Raw genomic sequence first — 20502 nt, 5'->3', positions numbered from 1 at the left:
TGCCGCGGCATCCCTTCTTTATTTGCACAACGGAGGTGGGGGTTGTCAGGCCTTGGCGGGCTCGCTATCCATGGGCTCAGTGGCGGGCTGAGCGTCCACGGGCTGGGGCGTTTGCTCGGTCTGAGTGCCAGTGACCTTGACCTCTACCCGGCGATCCGGTGCCAGGCAGTTGATCAGTTCAGACTTGGGACTGATGCCATCACACTGGCTGCCGGTCACCGGATTGCTCTCACCCAGACCCTGAATGGAGACCTTGTCCGCGGGTAGACCCAGCCCTATCAGGGTATCGGCCACCGTCTGGGCACGGGCTTCGGACAGGGACTGGTTGTAGCCATCGGAACCGAGCCTATCCGTGTAGCCCATGACGGTTACCTGACCATCCTTGGGATTGACCGCCACTATCTGCTGGTAAAGATCTTCCAGTGCACTGCTGCCTTCGGCCCTGAGGGCTGACTTGTTGAACTCGAACAAGACATCGGAGCTCAGGGAGAAGCTCTTGTCGACCATGACGGGGGCGACGGCGGCGACCATGGGGGCGGCTACCGGCGCCACATAGGTATGGCGATTCGGATGAAATACCAGCTCCAGAGTCGCGACGCTCACGTCGGTGACCCAGCGATCCGTGCCGCTGCCCAGCTTGCCATTGTCGGGGTCATCGCCGATCCGGAACATATAGCGGTAGCGGGCCTGAAGGTCGAGCCAGTCGGTCAACTGAGCCCCCATGCCCAGTCCCAGCAGAGGGGCATAGTCATTGTCCGAGCCATTGATGGTATCAACCTGATAGATATAGGCCCCCCCCTCGGCAAAGAGAGAGAAGATATCCCCAAGGGGCAGGCGACCTATGGCTGACAGGGTCGCGCCCTGGCTGCTGAACTGTTCATCATCGACGCTCCAGTCACCCGTGTTGAGGTAACCCAGCTCGGCGCCAAAGTTTTCGGTAAAGTTGTAGCCGGCGAACAGGCTCCAGGCGGTGTCATTTTTGTCGACGTCATCGCCAAGATCGTCCAGATCATGACCAATGGCGACACCGCCACCGCCACCGAGATACCAGTCATTGGCCTGAGCTGGAAGGCTTGCAGCTGATGCGAATGCCACGGCAATCAGTGCAGATAACAGGCTTGGTTTCATCGCTTATCCTCTTTTTTGTTGTGCAAGAGTTGTTACGCACCATCTAGTTATAGCCATCGTCCATGATTTTGCTTGGCTGAACACAGACTTAGAGTGTCTGGGCTGTGAGCGGGATCCCAAGAAAGCGGCGGCGGCAAACCCTAAAGTGCGGTTGGGTCATATACGGCATGAATGGTTTCAATTGAATGCTAAATATAAACGAAAAGAGGAGGCCATGGCCTCCTCTTTTTATCAACGGTATTTAGCCTGCTAGAAAGGCTTCACACTGTCATCATTATCATCATCATTACTGCTGCTGCACTTCCTGTACGCCGGTCACACGCACTTCGACGCGGCGATCCGGTGCCAGGCAGGCGATCAGCTGAGCCTTGGCGTGGATGCCGTCGCACTGATTGCCAGTCACTGGGTTGGCTTCGCCTTGCCCTTCGATGGCAACCTTGCCAGCGGGGAGACCCTTGCCAACCAGGAAGTCGGCCACGGTGCGGGCACGGGCTTCTGACAGCTTCTGGTTATAGGCGTCGGAACCGATACGGTCGGTGTAACCGACGACCACGGCGCTGCCATCTTTCGGCTGAACGTCGACGATCTGCTGATACAGACCGTTCAGGGCATCAACCCCTTCCGGCTTGAGGCTGGATTTGCCGAAGGCAAACAGCACGTCAGAGCTCATGGCGAAGTTCTTCTCGACGATGACCGGCTCGGGCTCAGCCACCACTGGCGCGGCGACCGGGGCCACATAGGAGGTGCGATTCGGGTGCAGAACCAGTTCCAGCGTGGCCACACTCATGTCGGTCTCCCAGATCATGTTGTTGCCAGTCTTGTTCTCGTCACCCACGTCCCACATGTAGCGGTAGCGAGCTTGCACGTCGATCAGATCAGACAGCTTGGCCGTCAGGCCAACACCCGCCAGCGGGGCTATGCCGTTGTCGCCGTCGTTGTTGCCTTTGGCGTGGAACACGTAGGCACCACCTTCAGCGAATACGGAGAAGATGTCGCCCAAAGGCAGGCGGCCGATCCCGGACAGGGTTGCGCCCTGAGTGGAGAAATCCACGCCATTGATGCCCGCTTTACCGGCATAGAGGTAGCCAGCTTCGGCACCGAAGTTTTCGGTGAAGTTATAACCACCAAACAGACTCAGTGCGGTGGCGTCCTTGTCCACATCGGCATTCTTGCCAAAATCTTCCAGGTCGTGGGTGTAGGCCCAGCCGGCGGCGATACCGGTGTACCAGTCGTTATCAGCAGCCTGGGCTGCGGTGCTGCCTGCGGCCGCAAGGGCCAGGGCAATCAGGGTCGGTGCCACTTTCATTTTCATCGTTATATCCTCGTTGAGTTTGCCGCGTCATGGGCGAGCACTCTTAGTCATATGCAACGCATCCGGGAACCCGGATGGCATATCTCCGTGCTGTAGCACGGGCAGTATGAATGAATATGAAGGACTCTTGGCTACTCACGGCCGTAACGGCTTCCGTGGACAACTAACCGGTAGAGGCGCTTTTAATAATTCATCCAATACCTTACAAGCGTGATAACTGTATTCTTTTGGCTCACGTTGATCAAGTTACTGAACGAATATGCAGCATTTTGAGAGGGCCAGGCTGGCTGAGGAGATAAATGCGGGGGAGGGGCCGGACAGGGGTTGTCGTCAGGGTGCCAGATAAACGAAAGGGGATGCGATGCATCCCCTTCTTGCAGTCAGAATCTCGGAGAGATTACTGCTGAACTTCTTGCACGCCAGCAACGCGGACTTCAACACGACGGTCCGGGGCCAGGCAAGTGATCAGGTCAGCTTTAGCTTTGATACCGTCACACTGGTTGCCAGTGACCGGGTTGGCTTCGCCTTGACCTTCGATGGACACTTTACCAGCGGCCATGCCTTTACCGACCAGGAAGTCAGCTACGGTACGGGCACGAGCTTCGGACAGCTTCTGGTTGAAAGCGTCGGAACCGATGCGGTCGGAGTAACCAACAACTACGGCGCTACCGTCTTTCGGCTGAGCGTCGATGATTTGCTGGTACAGACCGTTCAGTGCATCAACACCTTCAGGCTTCAGAGTGGATTTGCCGAAGGCAAACAGCACGTCGGAGCTCATGGTGAAGTTCTTCTCAACGACGACCGGAGCAGGCGCTTCTTCAACAACAGGAGCGGCAACCGGCTCAACGTAGGAAGTACGGAACGGGTGGTAAACCACTTCCATAGTCGCAACGCTCTGGTTGGACTTGTAGTTGTCATCAGAGGTGTTGTAGGCAGCAGTGGACAGGTCAGAGACATTCCACATGTAGCGATAACGAGCCTGCAGATCCAGAGCGTCGTTCAGCTTGTAGGTCAGACCCAGGCCAGCCAGCGGGGAAACGCGAGTATCGCCAGTTTCCAGACCGTCGGTGTGAGCCCAGTAGGCGCCGCCTTCAGCGAAGATGGACAGGTCCTTGGCAACCGGCAGACGAGCGATACCAGACAGGGTGGCACCCTGGTTCTCGTAACGGGAGCCTTCGGTGTTACCACGGCCAGCGTACTGGTAGCCCAGTTCGGTACCGAAGTTCTCGGTGAAGTTGTAACCAACGAAAGCGTTAGCAGCGGCTGCATCTTCGGTGCCATCGTCAACACCGTTGACGTTGTTCAGACCGTTGAAGTGAGCAGCACCAACACCGGCACCGAAGTAGATATCGTCGGCGGCGTTAGCAGCAGTAGCACCCAGAGTAGCCATGGCGATGGCAATCAGGGAAGGGGCCATTTTCATCATAAATATATCCTCGTTGAGATGGCACGTTGATCACGTGCTTCGCACTTTTTGATTTATGTAAGCTGCAGGCTCTGCCAACGATGGCAAGGAGTCTGACAGGGATCCCGTGTTAAGCGGGATCTCTCTCATCCATGAAGAGGGGGTCTGTGTTTGCACACTTTTCACCCACCAAAAAAGGGTGTCAATCCGATGACGATGCGCACTGTATTCCCATTTCAAACCATGATCAAGTTCACAAAAGAGACCTGAGCCAATTTGTGTCGCTGCCGCAAGCTGGGGTTCAGCATTGTTGTTCAGTGGTCTAAGTAGGTCCTATGCAACCGCTTTTCAAGCTTCATATAGACCTCAACCCAGTCTGGTTGCGGGGTGGCGATGTCCTGGCGTGCCGCCAGCACGGCGAGCAAATCTTGTTCGGTAGCCGAATCGAGCAGGGGAGTGAAACTGAGTAAAAAATGTTTGGCCAGATAGGGATCGAGAGGCCAGATATTGAGGATGGCGCGCGCGACAGGTTGCACGGCGGCGGGGCAGATGAAGTGGCGATGACCGGCTTCGAGCCAGAGGCCCATCTCCCGCAGACCCGATTCGGGGACCAGCTGGCCTTGCCCGGGCTCCTGAGCCAGTTGAATATGCTGTCCATTATGGAGGGTGAGAGTGCCATCATCTTGCAAGGCGCCGTCATGGCCACGCAGTGCCAACCCGGCTTGCTCCTGGGCCAGATAGAGGCTGATGCGCTCAGGCAGGGCCGGGAGTATCTCGGTGGCCAGCGCCATCATGGCTTCAGGTAACAAGAAGGCTTCCGCTCGATAATGCTGGCCTTGTTGCAGTTGCAGGGCGAGATCCTGCGGGACGGGGCTCGGATGCAGACGGGATATTATTCCAGGAAACGCCATTTTTGTTACTCGTTATAGATGGTCAATCGATTATACGGAGGATTCAACGGGCCTCCATAAAGGTTTCTCTTCGAGACTGTTTACCTTGAGCGATTGAGCGATTACCATCCCCGAGGTTTTTAAGGGTTGTCGCCAAAAGGCGTTTACAAGATAGAGGCTCGACCATAACGAGTCCGTTCAAAACTGATACACTTGACTACGAGTCGTCGCGAAAAATAAGGCGGAGTCAATCCGCCATACGGAGTATGGAACCATTATGAATTCAAACATTGACACTGTTGGCAAGAAGATCCGCCAGATCCGCGAAGCCGTCGGCCTGAGCCGTCCCAAGTTTGCCGATCTGCTGGGTGTTCCCCCCACCACCCTGAAAAACTACGAACTCGGCTACCGTGAAGTCGGTGGCGCCTTCCTGGTTGCCCTGGCCCATCACCCGGAACTGCACAAGTTCACTCTCTGGCTGCTCGCCGACAAGAAAGTCGCCGAGATTGGTCAGATAGGTCCGGACGATCTCGCCAAAGGCTGAGCCTGAGATTGCGCCCATGAAAGTGCCGCCCAAGGGCGGCATTTTTTTATCTTTTTTCCCCGCCAGCACGCTGCAACTTCTCACTCCTTGTCGCCCCATTCGCGCAGTTTGTCGCAGGATCGCCATCCCCTGATTTCCCCCTAGAATTCCAGTAACGCAACATCAGGGTGAGAGATGAGCATGACAAGCACTCAGGTTCGAGATGGCTTTACCAGCAAGTTTGGCGTGCTGGCCGCGACGCTGGGTTCGGCGGTCGGCCTTGGCAATATCTGGAAATTTCCCTACCTAACGGGGGAAAATGGTGGGGCCAGTTTCCTGCTGGTCTACCTGATTGCCACCTTGCTGGTCGGTTTGCCGGTGATGATCACCGAGATGATGCTGGGTCGCAGGGGAAAAGCCGATGCGGTCAGCACCCTGATCAAGCTGGCACCCAAGGGACAGGCCTGGTGGCTGGTTGCCCTGATGGGGGTGGGGGCCGCCTTCCTTATCATGTCTTTTTACTCCGAGGTCGCGGCCTGGGTGTTTGCCTATATCTTCAAGGGGATTGGCGGCACCATCCTCTCTACGGATCCTGCCGTGACGGGGGCCGCCTTCAATGCACTCATCAGGGATCCGTTGCAGAGCCTGCTCTGGCAGTGGCTGGTATTGGCGCTGATGGGGGGCATATTGCTGATGGGGGTCTCAAGGGGCATAGAGGCGGTGACCAAGAAGTTGATGCCGCTGTTATTCATCCTGTTGCTGGTGATAGGGGCTCGCAGCCTGACGCTGCCCGGGGCGAGGGAGGGATTGATTTTCTTGTTTTCACCGGATTTTTCCAAATTAAGTGCCGGGGTGGTGCTCACCGCCATGGGCTTGGCGTTTTTCAAGCTATCCATTGGCATGGGCTGCATGATGACTTACGGCAGCTATTTTCGGGACGATCAGCACATACCTGCGACGGCATGTCGAGTGATGTGCGCCGATCTCTTCGTCTCCATGCTGGCGGGGATAGCCATCTTCCCGGCGGTATTTGCCTTTGGATTTGAGCCAAGTGCAGGTCCCGCTCTGCTGTTCATTACCATCCCTGCGGTGTTTGCCAGCATCCCCTTTGGTCAGGTATTCATGGTGCTCTTCTTCGTACTCAGTGCCATCGCGGCCACCGGGGCCATGCTCTCCATCCTGGAGGTGCCGGTCTCCGTGTTGTCGGAGCGATTTGGCCTGAGCCGCCCCAGAGCCACCCTCATCAATCTGCTGCTCCTGGCCTTGATTGGGTCGAGCTGTGCGCTCTCCAACAGCACCCTGGCCGGGGTGACTGTGGCGGGCAAGAACTTCTTCGATCTGTTCGACTTTATCTCCTCCAATGTGTTGATGCCGCTCGGTGGCATTCTGCTCTGCCTGTTCGTGGGCTGGGTATGGGGATTCGAGCGGATGAAGGAGGCGTTGACCAATGGCGGGACCCTGCACTTAAGGATCCTCAAACCCCTGTTTTTCGTGGTGCGTTATGTGTCGCCCCTCTTGATCCTGATCGTCATGCTCAAAGGATTGGGGCTCTTCTAGGCCGGGAGGCCGCCGTGAAAAGAGCGCCTCGGGGCGCTCTTTCTATTTAGCGGGGATGCGGGCTTAGAGCGAGGGCTCGGGGGCGGTAGCGAGCAGGCCGAGCCGGGTCAGCTCCTCTTTGAGCTGATGGGCGTTACGCTCGACGCAGGCCTCGCCTTCCTCAATGGCTTCTCCTGCCCGGTGAAAATCCATGATGGAGAGATTGCCAAGGCGGGGGCAGAGCTGGATCTCCGGCGGATCCCCCGCCATGCGCGCCCGGGTGATCCGCTCCTGCATGATATTGAGGGTGCTGCTCATCACATTCCACATACCGGGCGGCGTCGGGTTGCCGTTGCCACCCCGGTTGAACCACTGACCGAACAGTCCGCTCTGGGGCTCGACCACCTCATCCGGCTCATGACTCCAGGGCTGGTGCAGATCGGTGTTGAGGTTGACGGCGATCACCACCTCGGCCCCCATGGCGCGGGCCAGCGAGATGGGCACGGGATTGACCACGGCGCCATCGACCAGCCACTGCTCATTGAGCAAGGTTGGCGTCAGCAGGCCTGGCATGCCACAGGAGGCGCGTACACACTGGCGCAAGGGCCCCTCTTTGAGCCAGATCTCGCGGCCGGTATCGAGTTCGGTGGCGATGCAGGAAAATGGCATGGGCAGGTCTTCTATGTTGGGCTCCCCCAGGTGGCCACCGGCGATGCCAAACACCTTCTCGCCGCGAAACAGGCCGCCAGAGAGGGCGGGATCCAGCATGCTGACCACCTGCAACCGGGTAAAGCCACGCACCCACTCCTCCAGGTTGTCGAGGGCACCTGCCGCGTAGGCGGCACCGACGAAGCTGCCAATGGAACAACCGGCCACCAGATCGGGTTTGACCCCAAGCCGCTCCAGGCCCCGTATTATACCTATGTGCGACCAGCCTTTGGCGGCGCCGCTGCCAAGGGCGAGTCCCAGTCTGGGTCTTCGTGCCACTGTGTTACTCCTTGATGATGGTGAATTGCCGCATGAGGGACCGGGCAAGAGGTGCATTCGGGAGGCGGGGCGGTTAATGCTTGTGCTGCGCCTGTTACCTTTTGTCACACTTATACATAGTCACGGCAAGAACTGGGGCTAGAATGGCCCTCTATTGTGAAATTCATACCCTTGTTTGCTGGATCCATCAATGAAAATGCGTAGCTGGCTGTTTCTCACGGTGCTCACCCTGCTGGTTATCGGGGCCTGGTATTACCGCTCTGGCGCGCCTGTTGCCAAGGGCGCGCCTCACCCTGTCAATATTCGAACCCAGACCGTCAGTCAGACCCTGACCGAACCCATGCTCAAGCTGGTCGGCAAGCTGGTCGCCAACCGCGCCGTGGTGGTGAGCCCGGAAGTGACGGGGCGCATCGTCCGCATCGCGGTCCATTCTGGTCAGCAGGTGAAGGCCGGGGATCTGCTGATCCAGCTCGATATCGGCAAACAGCAGGCCGAACTGGCCGAGCAGGGGGCGAGTGTTCGCGACGAGGAGCGCAAGCTGCGCGACATGAAGCGTCTGGTGGCCCGTGGCGCCGTGACCAGCTCCGAACTCGAGGGCCAGGAGGCCACCGTCGCCATGGCCCAGGCCAGGTTGGCGGCGGCTCGCTATGAGCTGAGCCTGCGTGAGCTGCGCGCGCCCTTCAATGGCACCGTCAGCCTGATCGATCTCAGCGAAGGGGCCCTGGTCAGCAATGGCGACAGCCTGCTGCATCTGGACGAGCTTGCCAAGCTGCGTCTGGATTTGGCCGTGCCCGAGCGTTATCTCTCCTTGCTGCGCCCCGGCATGACGGTCACCGCGACCAGCTCCGCCTGGCCGGATCAAGGGTTCCGCGGCACCCTGGAGACGGTCGATAGCCGGGTTTCCGACAGTAGCCAGAACATCAAGGCCAGGGTCATTTTCCCCAACGACACCGGTCAGCTGCGCCCCGGCATGCTGCTCAGCGTCTCCCTGGCGTTGCCCGCCCAGCAGATGACGCTGATCCCGGCCCAGTCGGTGGAGTATCTCGGTGAGCAGCGCTTCGTCTATCGCCTCGAGGCCGATGGCCGGGTCAAGCGCCTGCCGGTGATCCTGGGTGAAACCCAAGGGGAGCAAGTCTGGGTGACTGAGGGGCTCAAGGCGGGGGACCGCATCGTGGTGGAGGGGCTGGTCAACCTGCGGGATGGCTTGCTGGTCAAGGACTTGGCGAAGGTGAACGGCTGATGTGGCTCTCCGATATATCAGTACGCCGCCCCTTGGTGGCGGTGGTGATCAGTGCCCTGCTCACGGTATTTGGCCTGGTCGCGTTCAGTAAATTGACGGTGCGCGAGATGCCCGATGTGCAGACGCCGTCGGTCTCCATCACCACGACCTATGAGGGGGCGGCCCCCGAGGTGATGGAGACTCAGGTCACCAAGCCCATCGAGGACCAGCTCTCGGGGATCAGCGGCATAGAGAACATCAACTCCTCGACCCGCAAGGGGCGCTCCAGCATCACGGTGGAGTTCAAGCTCGGCTGGAACATGGTCGAGGGGGTATCGGATGTGCGCGATGCCATCTCCCGCGCGCGCACCAAGCTGCCCGATGATGTGGATGAACCCCTGATCACCAAGGACAGCGGCAATGGCGATGTCGCCATCTGGCTCAACTTCAGCAGCAGCCAGATGGACAGAACCGCCATGACGGATTATGCCAACCGGGTGTTGGTGGATCCCCTGAGCCTGGTGGACGGGGTGAGCGAGGTGATGCTGTCGGGAGATCTGGAGCGGGTCATGTATGTGCGACTGCGCCCGGTGGACATGGCCGCGCGCGGTATCAGCGTCACTGACGTTGAGGACGCCCTGACCCGGGAGAACATAGAGCTGCCCGGCGGCGAGATCCGCAACAACAGCATGACGGTGGCGGTGCAGATAGAGCGGCTCTACAACACGGCCGCCGATTTTCGTCGTTTGCAGATCACCACGGCCGCCAATGGTCAGCCGGTCTATCTTGCCGATATTGCCGACGTGGACGTGGGGGCCAAGAACGAAGACAGCGCCTACCAGCGCAATGGCAAGGAGAGCCTGGGGATAGGCATCATCCCCCAGTCCACGGCCAATCCGCTGGCGGTGGCCGAGGGTATCTCCCAGAAGATGACCCAGATGCAGCGCTTCTTGCCGGAAGGGGCCAGCCTGGAGGTCGATTATGACTCCACCATCTTCATCAAGCAGTCCATCGACGAGGTCTACCACACCCTCGCCATCAGCGCCGTGCTGGTGGTGGCCGTGCTCTATCTCTTCCTGGGGCAGGGGCGCACGACGCTGATCCCGGCCATCACTGTGCCCGTGTCGCTCGTCTCCGCCTTTATCGGCGCCTGGTATCTCGGTTTCTCCATCAATCTCATCACGTTGTTGGCGCTCATCCTCGCCATCGGCCTGGTGGTGGATGACGCCATCGTGGTGGTGGAGAACATTCACCACCATCTGCAACGGGGCGAGCCGCCGTTATTGGCGGCCTGGCACGGTACCCGCGAGGTGGGCTTTGCCGTGGTAGCCACCACCGCCGTGCTGGTGATGGTGTTTGTGCCCATCGCCTTCATGGATGGCATGGTGGGCAGACTCTTTACCGAGTTTGCCATCTTGCTCTCCCTGGCGGTGATCTGCTCCTCCCTGGTCGCCCTGACCCTGACCCCCGCCATGGGCTCCTGGCTGATGCGGGCCAAGGAGACCTCCAACCCGCTGACCGCGGCCCTGGATCGCGGTTTGGGCAAGGTTGAAGAGCACTATCGCCGCCTGCTCGGCTGGCTGTTGCCCCGCTCCGGCTGGGCCCTGCTGATGTTGCTGCTCTGTCTGGTCGGCAGTGTCGGTCTCATCAAGCTGCTGCCCGCCAACCTGACCCCGACCGAAGACAGAGGGGTGGTCTATGTGTTCGTCAAGGGGGCAGAGGGCACCAGCATCGAGCGGATGAAACGCAATATGCAACAGGTCGAAGCCGCCATCATGCCCCTGCTCGGCCAGGGGGTGGTGCAGGCCATGAGTTTCAGCACCCCGGCCTTCGGGCGGGGAGGCGATCAGACCGGCATGACCATCATTCAGCTCACCGATTGGGCCAAGCGGGACCAGAATGCCACCGCCTTCACCAAGGAGCTGGCGACCCTGCTCTCCGATATCCCGGATGTGACCATCAGACCCTTCCAGCCCGGTTTCAGGCGCGGCTCGACCGCCCCGGTGCAGTTCGTGTTGCAGGGGGGGGATTTTGGCGAGCTCAACCAGGTGGGTAATCAGCTCAAGGCGCTGGCTCAGCAGAGCGGCCTGATGACCAACCCGGATCTCGATTACGCCGAGAAGACCCCCGAGCTGCGGGTGACCATAGACCGCGACAGGGCCAGCGAACTGGGGATCCCGGTGTCGACGGTGGCCAACAGCCTGCAGACCCTGCTCGGCGGCAGTACCAAGACCACCTATGTGGACAGGGGCGAGGAGTATGACGTCTATCTGCGCGCCGATCAGACCAAGCTCAATGGCGCCTCGGATCTCAGCCGCATCTATCTCAAGGCCGCCACCGGCGAGATGGTGAGCCTCTCGACCCTGGCCAGTTTCAAGCAGGTGGCCAGTCCAAACCGGCTCAACCACTATCAGCGCCAGAAGGCGGTGACCCTGACTGCTGACCTGGCGCCGGGCCACACCCTGGGCGAGGCCCTGGATATGCTCGATGGCTGGGCCAACGACAATCTGCCAGCGGGCATGACGGTAGATTACGCCGGAGACTCGAAAGATTATCGCGATAACCAGGGAGAGATGGCGTTGGTGTTCGGTCTGGCGCTGCTGGTGGTCTATCTGGTGCTGGTGGCCCAGTTCGAGAGCCTGATCACCCCGGCCGTGGTGATGATGACGGTGCCGCTTGGCATCTTCGGCGGCCTGCTCGGCCTCTGGCTGACGGGGCAGGAGATGAACATCTACAGCCAGATTGGCCTGATCATGCTGATCGGCATGGTGACCAAGAACGGCATCCTGATCGTGGAGTTCATCAACCAGCTGCGCCAGCGTGGTGAAGCCTTCGAGGCGGCCATCATTGCCGGGGCCGTGCGCCGGTTGCGGCCTATTCTGATGACCTCGCTCACCGCCGTGATGGGGGCCGTGCCGCTGATGCTCTCCATGGGGGCGGGCTATGAGAGCCGGATGACGGTGGGGACTGTGGTCTTCTTCGGACTCTCCTTGGCGACCCTGGTGACCCTGCTGCTGATCCCCGCCTGTTATCACCTGCTCGCCAAGCGGGCCGGCATGACCGGTCAGCGCAGTTTGCAAGTGGATGAGGCCATCGGCACCGCGCCCCGAGTATGACGAGGCCCACCATATGGTGCGAGCCGGGAACCCGATGACGCAACACCGCTAGCCGTTGACTATATTGAGTTCATGGTCTACCGGAGATGCCCATCTTGATCTTGTCACGTCGTGAAGCAGCGCCTCTGCTCTGCCTGTGTTGCGGACTCCTGCTAGTGGGGGTGAGCGAACCGGGGAGGCTGCTGCTTGCCGGCCTGTCCGTCTATCTCATTGGCGGTCTGGTCTGGTATCAACTCAGCCAGCCACGCAGCCATGGCAGGCGCAAGCAAGCGTGGCCGCTCTGGCTCTACGAGAGCCGCCCCTTCGTCATGATCCTGCTGGGGTTGCTGATGCTGCGCGAGGCGACCCACCCCCTGTTCCTGCTGCCTGCGCTGTTCTGGTTGTTGCTCGGCGGTTATCAGCTCTGGCTGCGCCATCAGCACAGATTCTGGCGCCGCCGCGCCCCAGCCTTGCGTCCCCTCTAAGGCCATCCTCCGTGATGGCCTTATCCCTTGCCTTAACAGGGATAAAAAGCCATCGCCCCCGCTGGGCTCTGCCGGTATAATGCGCGACCCGAATTGTTCCAGGTGTTCAAAATGCAGCCGGTTACCAACTTGTTTTCCTATCCCCGTTACTGGGCAGAGTGCTACGGCACCGCCCCCTTCCTGCCCATGTCCCGGGCGGAGATGGATAAACTCGGCTGGGACAGTTGCGACATCATCCTGGTCACGGGGGATGCCTATGTGGATCACCCCAGCTTCGGCATGGCAGTCATCGGCCGCATGCTCGAATCCCAGGGTTTTCGGGTTGGCATCATCGCCCAGCCGGACTGGTCATCGAAGGAAGACTTCATGCGCCTGGGCAAGCCGAACATCTTCTTCGGGGTGACGGCGGGCAACATGGACTCGATGATCAACCGCTACACCTCCGACAAGAAGCTGCGTCACGATGATGCCTACACCCCGGGGGATGTGGGTGGCAAGCGGCCGGATCGGGCAACTCTGGTCTATACCCAGCGCTGCAAGGAGGCCTTCAAGGAGGTCCCCGTGGTCATCGGCGGCATCGAGGCGTCCTTACGCCGTATAGCCCACTACGACTACTGGTCCGAGACCATACGTCGCTCCATTTTGCTCGATGCCAAGGCCGACATCCTCATCTACGGCAACGCCGAGCGACCGCTTATCGAAGTGGCCCACCGTCTGGCGGCGGGAGAGACCATCGCCACCATGCAGGACATTCGCGGCACCGCCGTGATCCGCAAGGAGCCGCTGCCCGAGTGGCGCGGGGTGGATTCCAGCAAGCTGGACCGTATCGGCCGCATCGATCCCATCATGAACCCCTATATGGAAGGGGCGCCCTGCAGCGATGACGAGGGCACGGCTCCTATGGAGCAGGAGGCCAAGCCCGTGCTGGTGCAGCCGCCGAAGCAGAAGCCCTGGGAGAAGACCTACGTCAAGCTGCCGGCCTTCGAGCGAGTGAAGGAAGACAAGGTGCTCTACGCCCATGCGTCGCGCATCCTGCACCACGAGACCAACCCCGGCTGCGCCCGGGCGCTCGCCCAATCCCACGGCGATCGCATCATCTGGGTCAACCCGCCCGCCTTCCCGCTGGAAACCGACGAGATGGATGGGGTGTTCGGCCTGCCTTATCAGCGGGTGCCGCACCCGGCCTATGGCAAAGAGAAGATCCCGGCCTACGAGATGATCAAGACCTCGGTCAACATCATGCGCGGCTGCTTCGGTGGTTGCTCCTTCTGCTCGATCACCGAGCACGAGGGGCGCATCATTCAGAGCCGCTCGGAAGAGTCGATCTTGAAAGAAATTGAAGAGATCCGCGACAAGGTGCCGGGCTTCACCGGCGTCATCTCGGATCTTGGCGGCCCCACCGCCAACATGTACAAGTTGCGTTGCAAGAGTCCCAAGGCCGAGCAGACCTGCCGCCGCGCCTCCTGCGTCTGGCCGACCATCTGCCCGCACATGGATACCGACCACACCCCGACCATCGATCTCTACCGCAAGGCGCGTGACATCAAGGGGATCAAGAAAATCCTGATCGCCTCCGGGGTGCGTTACGACATCGCCGTGGAAGATCCGCGCTACATCCGCGAGCTGGCCAAACACCACGTCGGTGGCTACCTGAAGATTGCCCCCGAGCACACCGAGGAGGGGCCGCTCTCCAAGATGATGAAGCCGGGCATGGGCAGCTACTACCAGTTCAAGGAGCTGTTCGACAAGTACTCCAAAGAGGCGGGCAAGGAGCAGTACCTGATCCCCTACTTCATCTCGGCCCACCCGGGCACCACGGATGAAGACATGGTGAACATGGCGCTCTGGATCAAGGAGAACCGCTTCAAGCTCGATCAGGTGCAGAACTTCTACCCGTCGCCCCTCGCCAACGCCACCACCATGTATTACACCGAGAAAAACCCCCTCGGCAAGATCAGCCGCCAGAGTGAGGACGTGTTCGTGGTCAAGGGCGAGCGTCGTCGTCGCCTGCACAAGGCGCTGCTGCGCTATCACGATCCGGCCGGCTGGCCCATGATCCGCGAAGCCCTGCTGGAGATGGGCAAGGGCCACCTGATAGGCAACGGCCCTAGCTGCCTGGTGCCGCCGGAAGGACGCGGCGAGGTCAAAGCCGAGCGCAGTCTCAACAAGGGGCTGAAACCGGCCCTGACCCGCCACAGCGCCATCACCCATCAGCGGGGCAATGGGGCGGGTAACAAGGCCGCCCGCAGCGAGGCTGGTGCAGGTAATGCCCCGGCGGCCAGCAGAAATGGCGGCAAGGCGGGCAATGGCAAGCCTGTAGGCTCCCAGCTCAGCAAAGGGGCTGGCAACGGCAAGCCCGCGGCGCAAGGTACAGGTCAGGGCAAACCAGCCGGGCAGGGTAAACCTGCTCATAATGGCAAGGCACCGAGCCGCGCGGGCTCTGCCAAACCCGCCGCTCAGGGCGGCAAGCCTGCTGCAAAAGGCAACGGCACCAAGCGACCGGCTCGCTGATATTTCCTGATTTGGAAAGCGATAGAAAACAGAAAGGCGACCAGATGGTCGCCTTTTTTCATTGGCTTGTCGGCGCCAACAAGCTGTGGAAGGGTGAAGTGGGAGGAGAGGGGCGCTTGCAGGGCCACCTAATTGGACTGGCTTGCCAAAGCAAAAGCGCTTGGTAAAGCCATCGCCTAATGAAGCGGCGAAGAGTGCTCAGTGATAACAGAAGTAACTTGCATAATAAAAGTAGGTGCCATAAGGTTACTTTTATATTGAAAGTAACCAGGTGGTCTTGGATGCGTAGAAAGAGTTTGAGTGAACAACAGTGTCCCATAGCTCGCAGCTTGGAACATGTCGGGGAGTGGTGGAGTCTGTTGATTATCCGTGATGCCATGCATGGTCTCTCTCGCTTCGATGAGTTTCAGAAAAGTCTTGGCGTCGCCCCCAACATACTTACTCGTCGCCTGACCGCCCTGGTTGAGGGGGGCCTGATGGAGAAGCGGTGTTACTCAGAGCGTCCCCCTCGCTATCAATATCTGCTCACCCCTCGCGGTCAGGATCTCAGATCGGTACTGATGGCACTACTTGCTTGGGGTAATACCCATTTCGCGCCAGAGGGGGCGAGTATCCAGCTGAAGGATGTTCTGACGGGCGAGCTGGCCGAGCCCATGCTGGTGGACAGGCGCACGGGTCAGGCCATTTCACCCTCACGCCACACCCTGGTGCCGGGACCGGCCGCCAGTGATGGCATGAAGCAGCGTCTGCGCCATGCCAATGGCGTGATGAGTGGCGATAACCCTTCAAAACAGGAATCAGAATCATGAGCTCAACTCGTATCGTGGTGACAGGAATGGGAGCGGTGACCCCGCTTGGATATGGGGTGGAAACCGTGTGGCAGCGGCTGCTGGCGGGCCAGTCCGGCTTGCGCCGCCTGCCGGAGGCCTTCACCGAGGGGCTGGCCGCCAAGGTGGGCGCCATGGTGCCCTCCTTGGCCGAAGATCCCCTGGCAGGATTTGACCCCGATGCCGTGGTATCGACCAAGGAGCAGAAGAAGATGGATCGCTTCATCCTGTTTGCCATTGCCGCGGCCAAGGAGGCCCTGTTGCAAGCCAACTGGGCCCCCAAGACGGCGGCGGAGCAGGAGCGCACCGCCACCATCATCGCCTCGGGCATCGGCGGCTTCCCCGCCATCGTCGAGGCCGTGCGTACCACGGATGAACGGGGACCGCGCCGCCTATCCCCCTTCACCATCCCCTCCTTCCTGGTCAACATGGCGGCGGGCCATGTCTCCATCAACTTCGGCTTCAAAGGGCCGCTCGGGGCGCCGGTCACGGCCTGCGCCGCAGGGGTGCAGGCCATTGGCGACGCCGCCCGGCTCATTCGCTGCGGTGAGGCTGATATCGCCATCTGTGGCGGGGCCGAGGCCACCATAGACCGCGTCAGTCTGGGCGGGTTTGCCGCGGCTCGCGCGCTGTCGTCCGCCTATGCCGATGATCCCGAAGCGGCCTCCCGTCCGTTCGATGTCGACCGCGATGGGTTTGTCATGGGCGAAGGGGCCGGGATCCTGGTGATTGAATCCCTGGAACACGCCCTGGCCCGGGGCGCCACCCCCATAGTGGAGCTGGTGGGCTATGGCACCAGTGCCGACGCCTATCACCTCACCGCAGGTCCCGAAGATGGCGACGGCGCACGCCGCGCCATGATGGCGGCCCTGGCTCAGGCCGGTATTCAGGCGGCGGATGTCCAGCACCTCAATGCCCATGCCACCTCGACTCCGGTGGGTGACAGGGGGGAGTTGGCCGCCATCAAACGCGTATTTGGCGATGACAACCAGATTGCGGTGACCTCCACCAAGTCAGCCACCGGCCATCTGCTGGGGGCCGCCGGGGGCATAGAGGCCATCTTCACCGCCTTGGCCATTCGCGACCAGAGAGTGCCTGCCACCCGCAACCTGCAGCAACCCGACCCGCTCGCCGACGGCGTGGACATAGTGCGGGGCACGGCCCGTGACATGGGGATCGAGCACGCCATCTCCAATGGGTTTGGCTTTGGTGGGGTAAATGCCAGCGTGCTGTTCAAGCGCTGGCAGGGGATCTGCCCCCCTGGTGAATGATTCTTCTCCTGAAATCTGGGAAATCCATCTTTTTACTGTCATTAAAGCGTGGCGGCAGAGGCGATAAAAGCAGTCAGGCGGGGGCGGCTTTGCTATCTTGTGCGGCCAGGTTCCATGGATAAGGGGGAGGCATGATGGCCACCCCCGATAAAGCATCAGGGCGGGCGCTTGCCCCCTGCACAGGAGTAGTCAGATGACGGTCAGAGTCAAATCCAAGCTTGAGAAGATAGGCAGTGGTACCGGGCTGCTGTTGGGGATCATCGCCTTCAATCTGCTGGCCCCGCTGCTGTTTGAGAAGAGGGAGGGGTTTGATCCTGTCCAGATGGTGTTTGCCATCGCCAGCGCCGTGATCTGTTCCGAATTGGGTGCCCGTCTGGGCAGACTGGTCGATGAGCGGGGCAAGTCCAAAAACTGACATACTGACAGCGGGCCTCTTGGCCCGCTGTTACGTTGACGCTTGCGCGGTTTGTTTCGTTAAAGCAGCGCCGCTTGTTTCGGTAAAGCAGCACCGCTTAGTTTCGTTAAAGTCGTGCCGCTTTGTGTCGTTAAATCTGGGGCAGTAGCGCCGCCTGGCAGGGGATGCGGGTGATCTCTCCCCCTTGCAGGCGGAACAAGGCATCCTGGGGCAGCGCCTGCTGCCAGAGCGCCTCGTGGCTCAATCCCGCATAGAGGCCACGCAGCATGATGCCCGACAGCCCATGGGCGACGGCGATGCGCCGGGAACCCAGACTCTGGTCATGGAGCCAGTCGTGGCAGCGCCCCTGCAGGCTGGCCAACCCCTCGCCCTTTGGCGCTTGCAGGTACCAGTCCGGCTCGCCGCTTTCCAGGGCAAAACAGAGGGGGCGTATCTCGTCCAGGCGACGCTCCTCCCACTCCCCGAGGCCCAGCTCCTTGAGCCGCTCATCGACCCGGATCCTGTCATGGCTCATGCCAAGTTCGTCGCAGATGAGGCGGGCGGTCTGCATGGCCCGTCCCAGCGGGCTGGCATAGAGGGTCCAGGATGCGGGGTCGTCCAGCTGCTGGCGAAGGGTGGCCCCCATGGCGCGGGCTTGTTGTTCACCCAAGGGGGTGAGGGGGGAGTTGCAGTGGCCCTGCAGTCGTTGCTGGGCATTGAAGCGGGTCTGGCCGTGGCGCAGCAGATAGAGAGTCGGTGTCATCTTGGTCGGAGCTTGGAAAAAGGGAGTCCACGCTAGCCCATCCCTTCATAACTCACAAGGGGATGGGGTAAGCTGGGCGCAGTCTTGAGGGAGAGAGAACACCATGCGTATTGCCATGATTGGGTTGGGTGATATCGCCCAGAAGGCCTATTTGCCGCTGCTGGCCAGCGATGAGCGGGTGACGCCTGTGCTCTGCACCCGCAATCCATCTGTGCTCGACAAGCTGGCCCGCCAGTATCGGGTGGCCGAGTGTTTCACCGACGTGGATGCGCTGCTGGGGAGCCGCCCCGATGGGGTAATGATCCATGCCGCCACGGCGGTGCATCAGGAGCTGGCCCGCAAGAGTCTGCTGGCGGGCATTCCCACCTTCGTCGACAAGCCGCTGTGCGACAGTGCCGTTGCGGTAGAGGCCTTGTGCCAGCTTGCGTTGCAGCAAGATTGCCCGCTGTTTGTGGGTTTCAATCGCCGCTACCTGCCCGCGCTGTCGGCTGGGCGGGCGCAGCCGGTGACCGAGCTGCATTGGCAAAAGCACCGCCATGGCTTGCCCGGACTGCCCCGCCAGTTCCTGTTCGATGATTTCATCCATGTGCTCGACAGCCTCTGCCACTATGGCGGCCTGCCGGATGGCGCCCTGCACCGGGTATTTAGAGCCAGCGCGCAGGACCCGGCCATGCTGGCCGGGGTGAGCGTCGCCTGGCAAAGCGGGCAGGTGGCGGTCAGTGGCAGCATGAATCGCAGCGCCGGGGTCGCGGAGGAGCGCATCAGCCTCTATGGCGACAATCTGTCGCTCCAGGTCGAGAACTGCACCCAGGGCACGCTGGCGCGAGACAAGGTGGTGCAGACCCTGGCCATCGATGACTGGCGACCGGTGCTGGTGCGCCGTGGCTTTGCCGCCATGCTGGATCACTGGTATGAACAAATAGCAGGGGGCAGGGCCGACCAATCCCTGATCGACAGCTATCTGCGCAGTCATCAGTTGACCGAGCAGCTGGTAACCGAGGCGGAGCAACTGCTGGCGGGCGAGCCGTCTCGCTAACGGGATCCCCGCCTGCCGGTCAATATCAGGCGCTTATGGGCACAACCAGCGCAAAAAAGCAGAGGAGCCATGGCTCCTCTGCTTTTTTATGGGGGATTTTATCGTGGGATGAGGTGGGCTTAACCGAAGCGGTAGCTGCCCATATAGAGGCTGCTATAGTCCCAGCTATCATGCAGCCGGGCCGGTTTGTCTGCCCCTGCCGCGCCGAGGGCCACGAACAGCGGCCTCAGGTGATCGTCATGGGGGTGGGATTGCACCGCCCCCGGAGCCTGGTCACGATAATCGAGCAGGGCCGCCTTGTCCTGATTGCCCATCTTCTCCTCCAGCCAGTGGGCGAACGCCTGGGCCCAGGCGGGGGGCGGGGAGCCATCGGGGCCGAGCGCCCTCAGATTGTGGGTGATGGCGCCGGAGGCCAGAATGCCAATGCCCTGTTGGCGCAACGGGGCCAGGGCTTCGCCCAGCCGCCATAACTCGGCCGGGCTCATGCCCGCCGGGATGGAGATCTGCACCAGGGGGATCTCGCTGCTGGCATCGAGCAGGGAGAGCGGTGACCAGACCCCGTGATCCAGTTCGCGCTGGGTTGGTTTGGCGGTGAGTCCTCCTTGCAGCAAGGTCTCCTGCACGGCCTGTTGCAACCACGCCGGGCTGCTGGCGGGCCAGCGCACGCGGTAGAGGGCATCGGGGAAGCCATGGAAGTCATACATGAGCGCCGGGTTGTGCGCCGAGTTGATCTCCAGCTCGCGGCTGAACCAGTGGGCCGAGATGACGACCAGCCCCTTGAGCGGCCCCAGGCTGAGGTCCTTCATGAAACGGGTGGCGGGCTCGTCGCGCAGCACCAGATCCGGTGCGCCGTGGGAGATAAACCAGACAGGGGACATCTTAGTGCTCCATCAGAGGGGGCCTTGGCAGGCGATGAGGTCATTATCCGCCCCCTTTTTATGGTGAACAATTAGGCTATATGTGTAATCACTCTTCACTCAGGGTTGATAATTGTTTGGGCAGGCAGGCAGGCGGGCAGGCAGGCAGGTTGACTGGTGGTGGGGGGAGATCAAACAAAGAGGGAGGCAATGCCTCCCTCTTTGACAGTGCGCTCATGACGGCGCTCATCATGGGCTGACCG

General features: G+C 60.7%; 17 protein-coding genes. 10 read left to right on the top strand and 7 right to left on the bottom strand.

The window, feature by feature from the left end; translation table 11 throughout:
- Positions 1-45 precede the first annotated feature (45 nt).
- From BN1130_RS04865 to BN1130_RS04850, 4 genes are all read right to left on the bottom strand, one after another.
- Positions 46-1128 (bottom strand): OmpA family protein, encoded by a 1083-nt coding sequence (locus BN1130_RS04865; protein WP_042040662.1) that lies wholly within the window; start codon positions 1126-1128, stop codon positions 46-48.
- A 286-nt stretch (positions 1129-1414) separates the two neighbouring features.
- Positions 1415-2440, bottom strand: coding sequence for a porin OmpA (gene ompA / locus BN1130_RS04860; protein ID WP_042040660.1), 1026 nt, complete (start codon positions 2438-2440; stop codon positions 1415-1417).
- A gap of 397 nt (positions 2441-2837) precedes the next feature.
- A complete protein-coding gene (ompA, locus tag BN1130_RS04855; protein WP_042040659.1) occupies positions 2838-3866 on the bottom strand; it encodes a porin OmpA in 1029 nt (342 codons plus the stop codon).
- 293 nt (positions 3867-4159) lie between these two features.
- The gene (locus BN1130_RS04850) at positions 4160-4756 is read right to left on the bottom strand and encodes a hypothetical protein (protein WP_042040658.1); all 597 of its coding nucleotides are present in this window, start codon (positions 4754-4756) and stop codon (positions 4160-4162) included.
- A gap of 256 nt (positions 4757-5012) precedes the next feature.
- Between BN1130_RS04850 and BN1130_RS04845 the strand changes: the two genes are divergently transcribed.
- Positions 5013-5279, top strand: coding sequence for a helix-turn-helix domain-containing protein (locus BN1130_RS04845; protein ID WP_042040657.1), 267 nt, complete (start codon positions 5013-5015; stop codon positions 5277-5279).
- Between the two features lie 180 nt (positions 5280-5459).
- Positions 5460-6815: a sodium-dependent transporter gene (locus BN1130_RS04840; RefSeq protein ID WP_370736600.1), complete on the top strand. Its 1356-nt coding sequence runs from the start codon at positions 5460-5462 to the stop codon at positions 6813-6815.
- Positions 6816-6878: 63 nt separating this feature from the next.
- On the opposite strand, the gene rssA is transcribed toward BN1130_RS04840, so the two are convergent.
- The gene (gene rssA, locus BN1130_RS04835; RefSeq protein ID WP_042040655.1) at positions 6879-7781 is read right to left on the bottom strand and encodes a patatin-like phospholipase RssA; all 903 of its coding nucleotides are present in this window, start codon (positions 7779-7781) and stop codon (positions 6879-6881) included.
- A gap of 190 nt (positions 7782-7971) precedes the next feature.
- On the opposite strand from rssA, the gene BN1130_RS04830 reads away from it, so the two are divergent.
- The 7 genes from BN1130_RS04830 to BN1130_RS04800 all read left to right on the top strand — a co-directional run bounded on the left by BN1130_RS04830 (position 7972) and on the right by BN1130_RS04800 (position 17604).
- Positions 7972-9021: an efflux RND transporter periplasmic adaptor subunit gene (locus tag BN1130_RS04830; RefSeq protein ID WP_042040654.1), complete on the top strand. Its 1050-nt coding sequence runs from the start codon at positions 7972-7974 to the stop codon at positions 9019-9021.
- Complete coding sequence (locus BN1130_RS04825) at positions 9021-12116, top strand: efflux RND transporter permease subunit (RefSeq protein WP_042040653.1); 3096 nt, start codon at positions 9021-9023, stop codon at positions 12114-12116. Before BN1130_RS04830 ends, BN1130_RS04825 begins: the two co-directional genes overlap by 1 nt.
- Positions 12117-12202: 86 nt before the next feature.
- Entirely contained in the window at positions 12203-12580 is a 378-nt protein-coding gene (locus tag BN1130_RS04820; protein WP_042040651.1) for a hypothetical protein, read from the top strand.
- Between the two features lie 111 nt (positions 12581-12691).
- Positions 12692-15091 (top strand): YgiQ family radical SAM protein, encoded by a 2400-nt coding sequence (locus tag BN1130_RS04815; RefSeq protein ID WP_042040649.1) that lies wholly within the window; start codon positions 12692-12694, stop codon positions 15089-15091.
- Positions 15092-15372: 281 nt separating this feature from the next.
- The gene (locus tag BN1130_RS04810) at positions 15373-15900 is read left to right on the top strand and encodes a winged helix-turn-helix transcriptional regulator (RefSeq protein WP_042040648.1); all 528 of its coding nucleotides are present in this window, start codon (positions 15373-15375) and stop codon (positions 15898-15900) included.
- Complete coding sequence (fabF, locus tag BN1130_RS04805) at positions 15897-17189, top strand: beta-ketoacyl-ACP synthase II (protein WP_042040647.1); 1293 nt, start codon at positions 15897-15899, stop codon at positions 17187-17189. Before BN1130_RS04810 ends, fabF begins: the two co-directional genes overlap by 4 nt.
- A 193-nt stretch (positions 17190-17382) precedes the next feature.
- Entirely contained in the window at positions 17383-17604 is a 222-nt protein-coding gene (locus BN1130_RS04800) for a hypothetical protein (protein ID WP_042040646.1), read from the top strand.
- Positions 17605-17734: 130 nt separating this feature from the next.
- Here the strand turns inward: BN1130_RS04800 and BN1130_RS04795 are convergent, their stop codons facing one another.
- On the bottom strand, positions 17735-18346 hold the full coding sequence (locus BN1130_RS04795; protein ID WP_042040644.1) for a histidine phosphatase family protein: 612 nt from the start codon (positions 18344-18346) through the stop codon (positions 17735-17737).
- A gap of 103 nt (positions 18347-18449) precedes the next feature.
- Here BN1130_RS04795 and BN1130_RS04790 point away from each other — a divergent pair, with 103 nt between their 5' ends.
- A complete protein-coding gene (locus tag BN1130_RS04790) occupies positions 18450-19382 on the top strand; it encodes a Gfo/Idh/MocA family protein (protein ID WP_042040642.1) in 933 nt (310 codons plus the stop codon).
- Positions 19383-19501: 119 nt separating this feature from the next.
- On the opposite strand, the gene BN1130_RS04785 is transcribed toward BN1130_RS04790, so the two are convergent.
- Entirely contained in the window at positions 19502-20260 is a 759-nt protein-coding gene (locus BN1130_RS04785; RefSeq protein ID WP_042040640.1) for a DODA-type extradiol aromatic ring-opening family dioxygenase, read from the bottom strand.
- Positions 20261-20502: the final 242 nt, after the last annotated feature.

The sequence above is a fragment of the Aeromonas rivuli genome, from assembly GCF_000820045.1.
Classification (GTDB): domain Bacteria; phylum Pseudomonadota; class Gammaproteobacteria; order Enterobacterales; family Aeromonadaceae; genus Aeromonas; species Aeromonas rivuli.
Note: the sequence above shows the minus strand (reverse complement) of the source record. Positions and strands in the feature narration are given on the sequence as shown.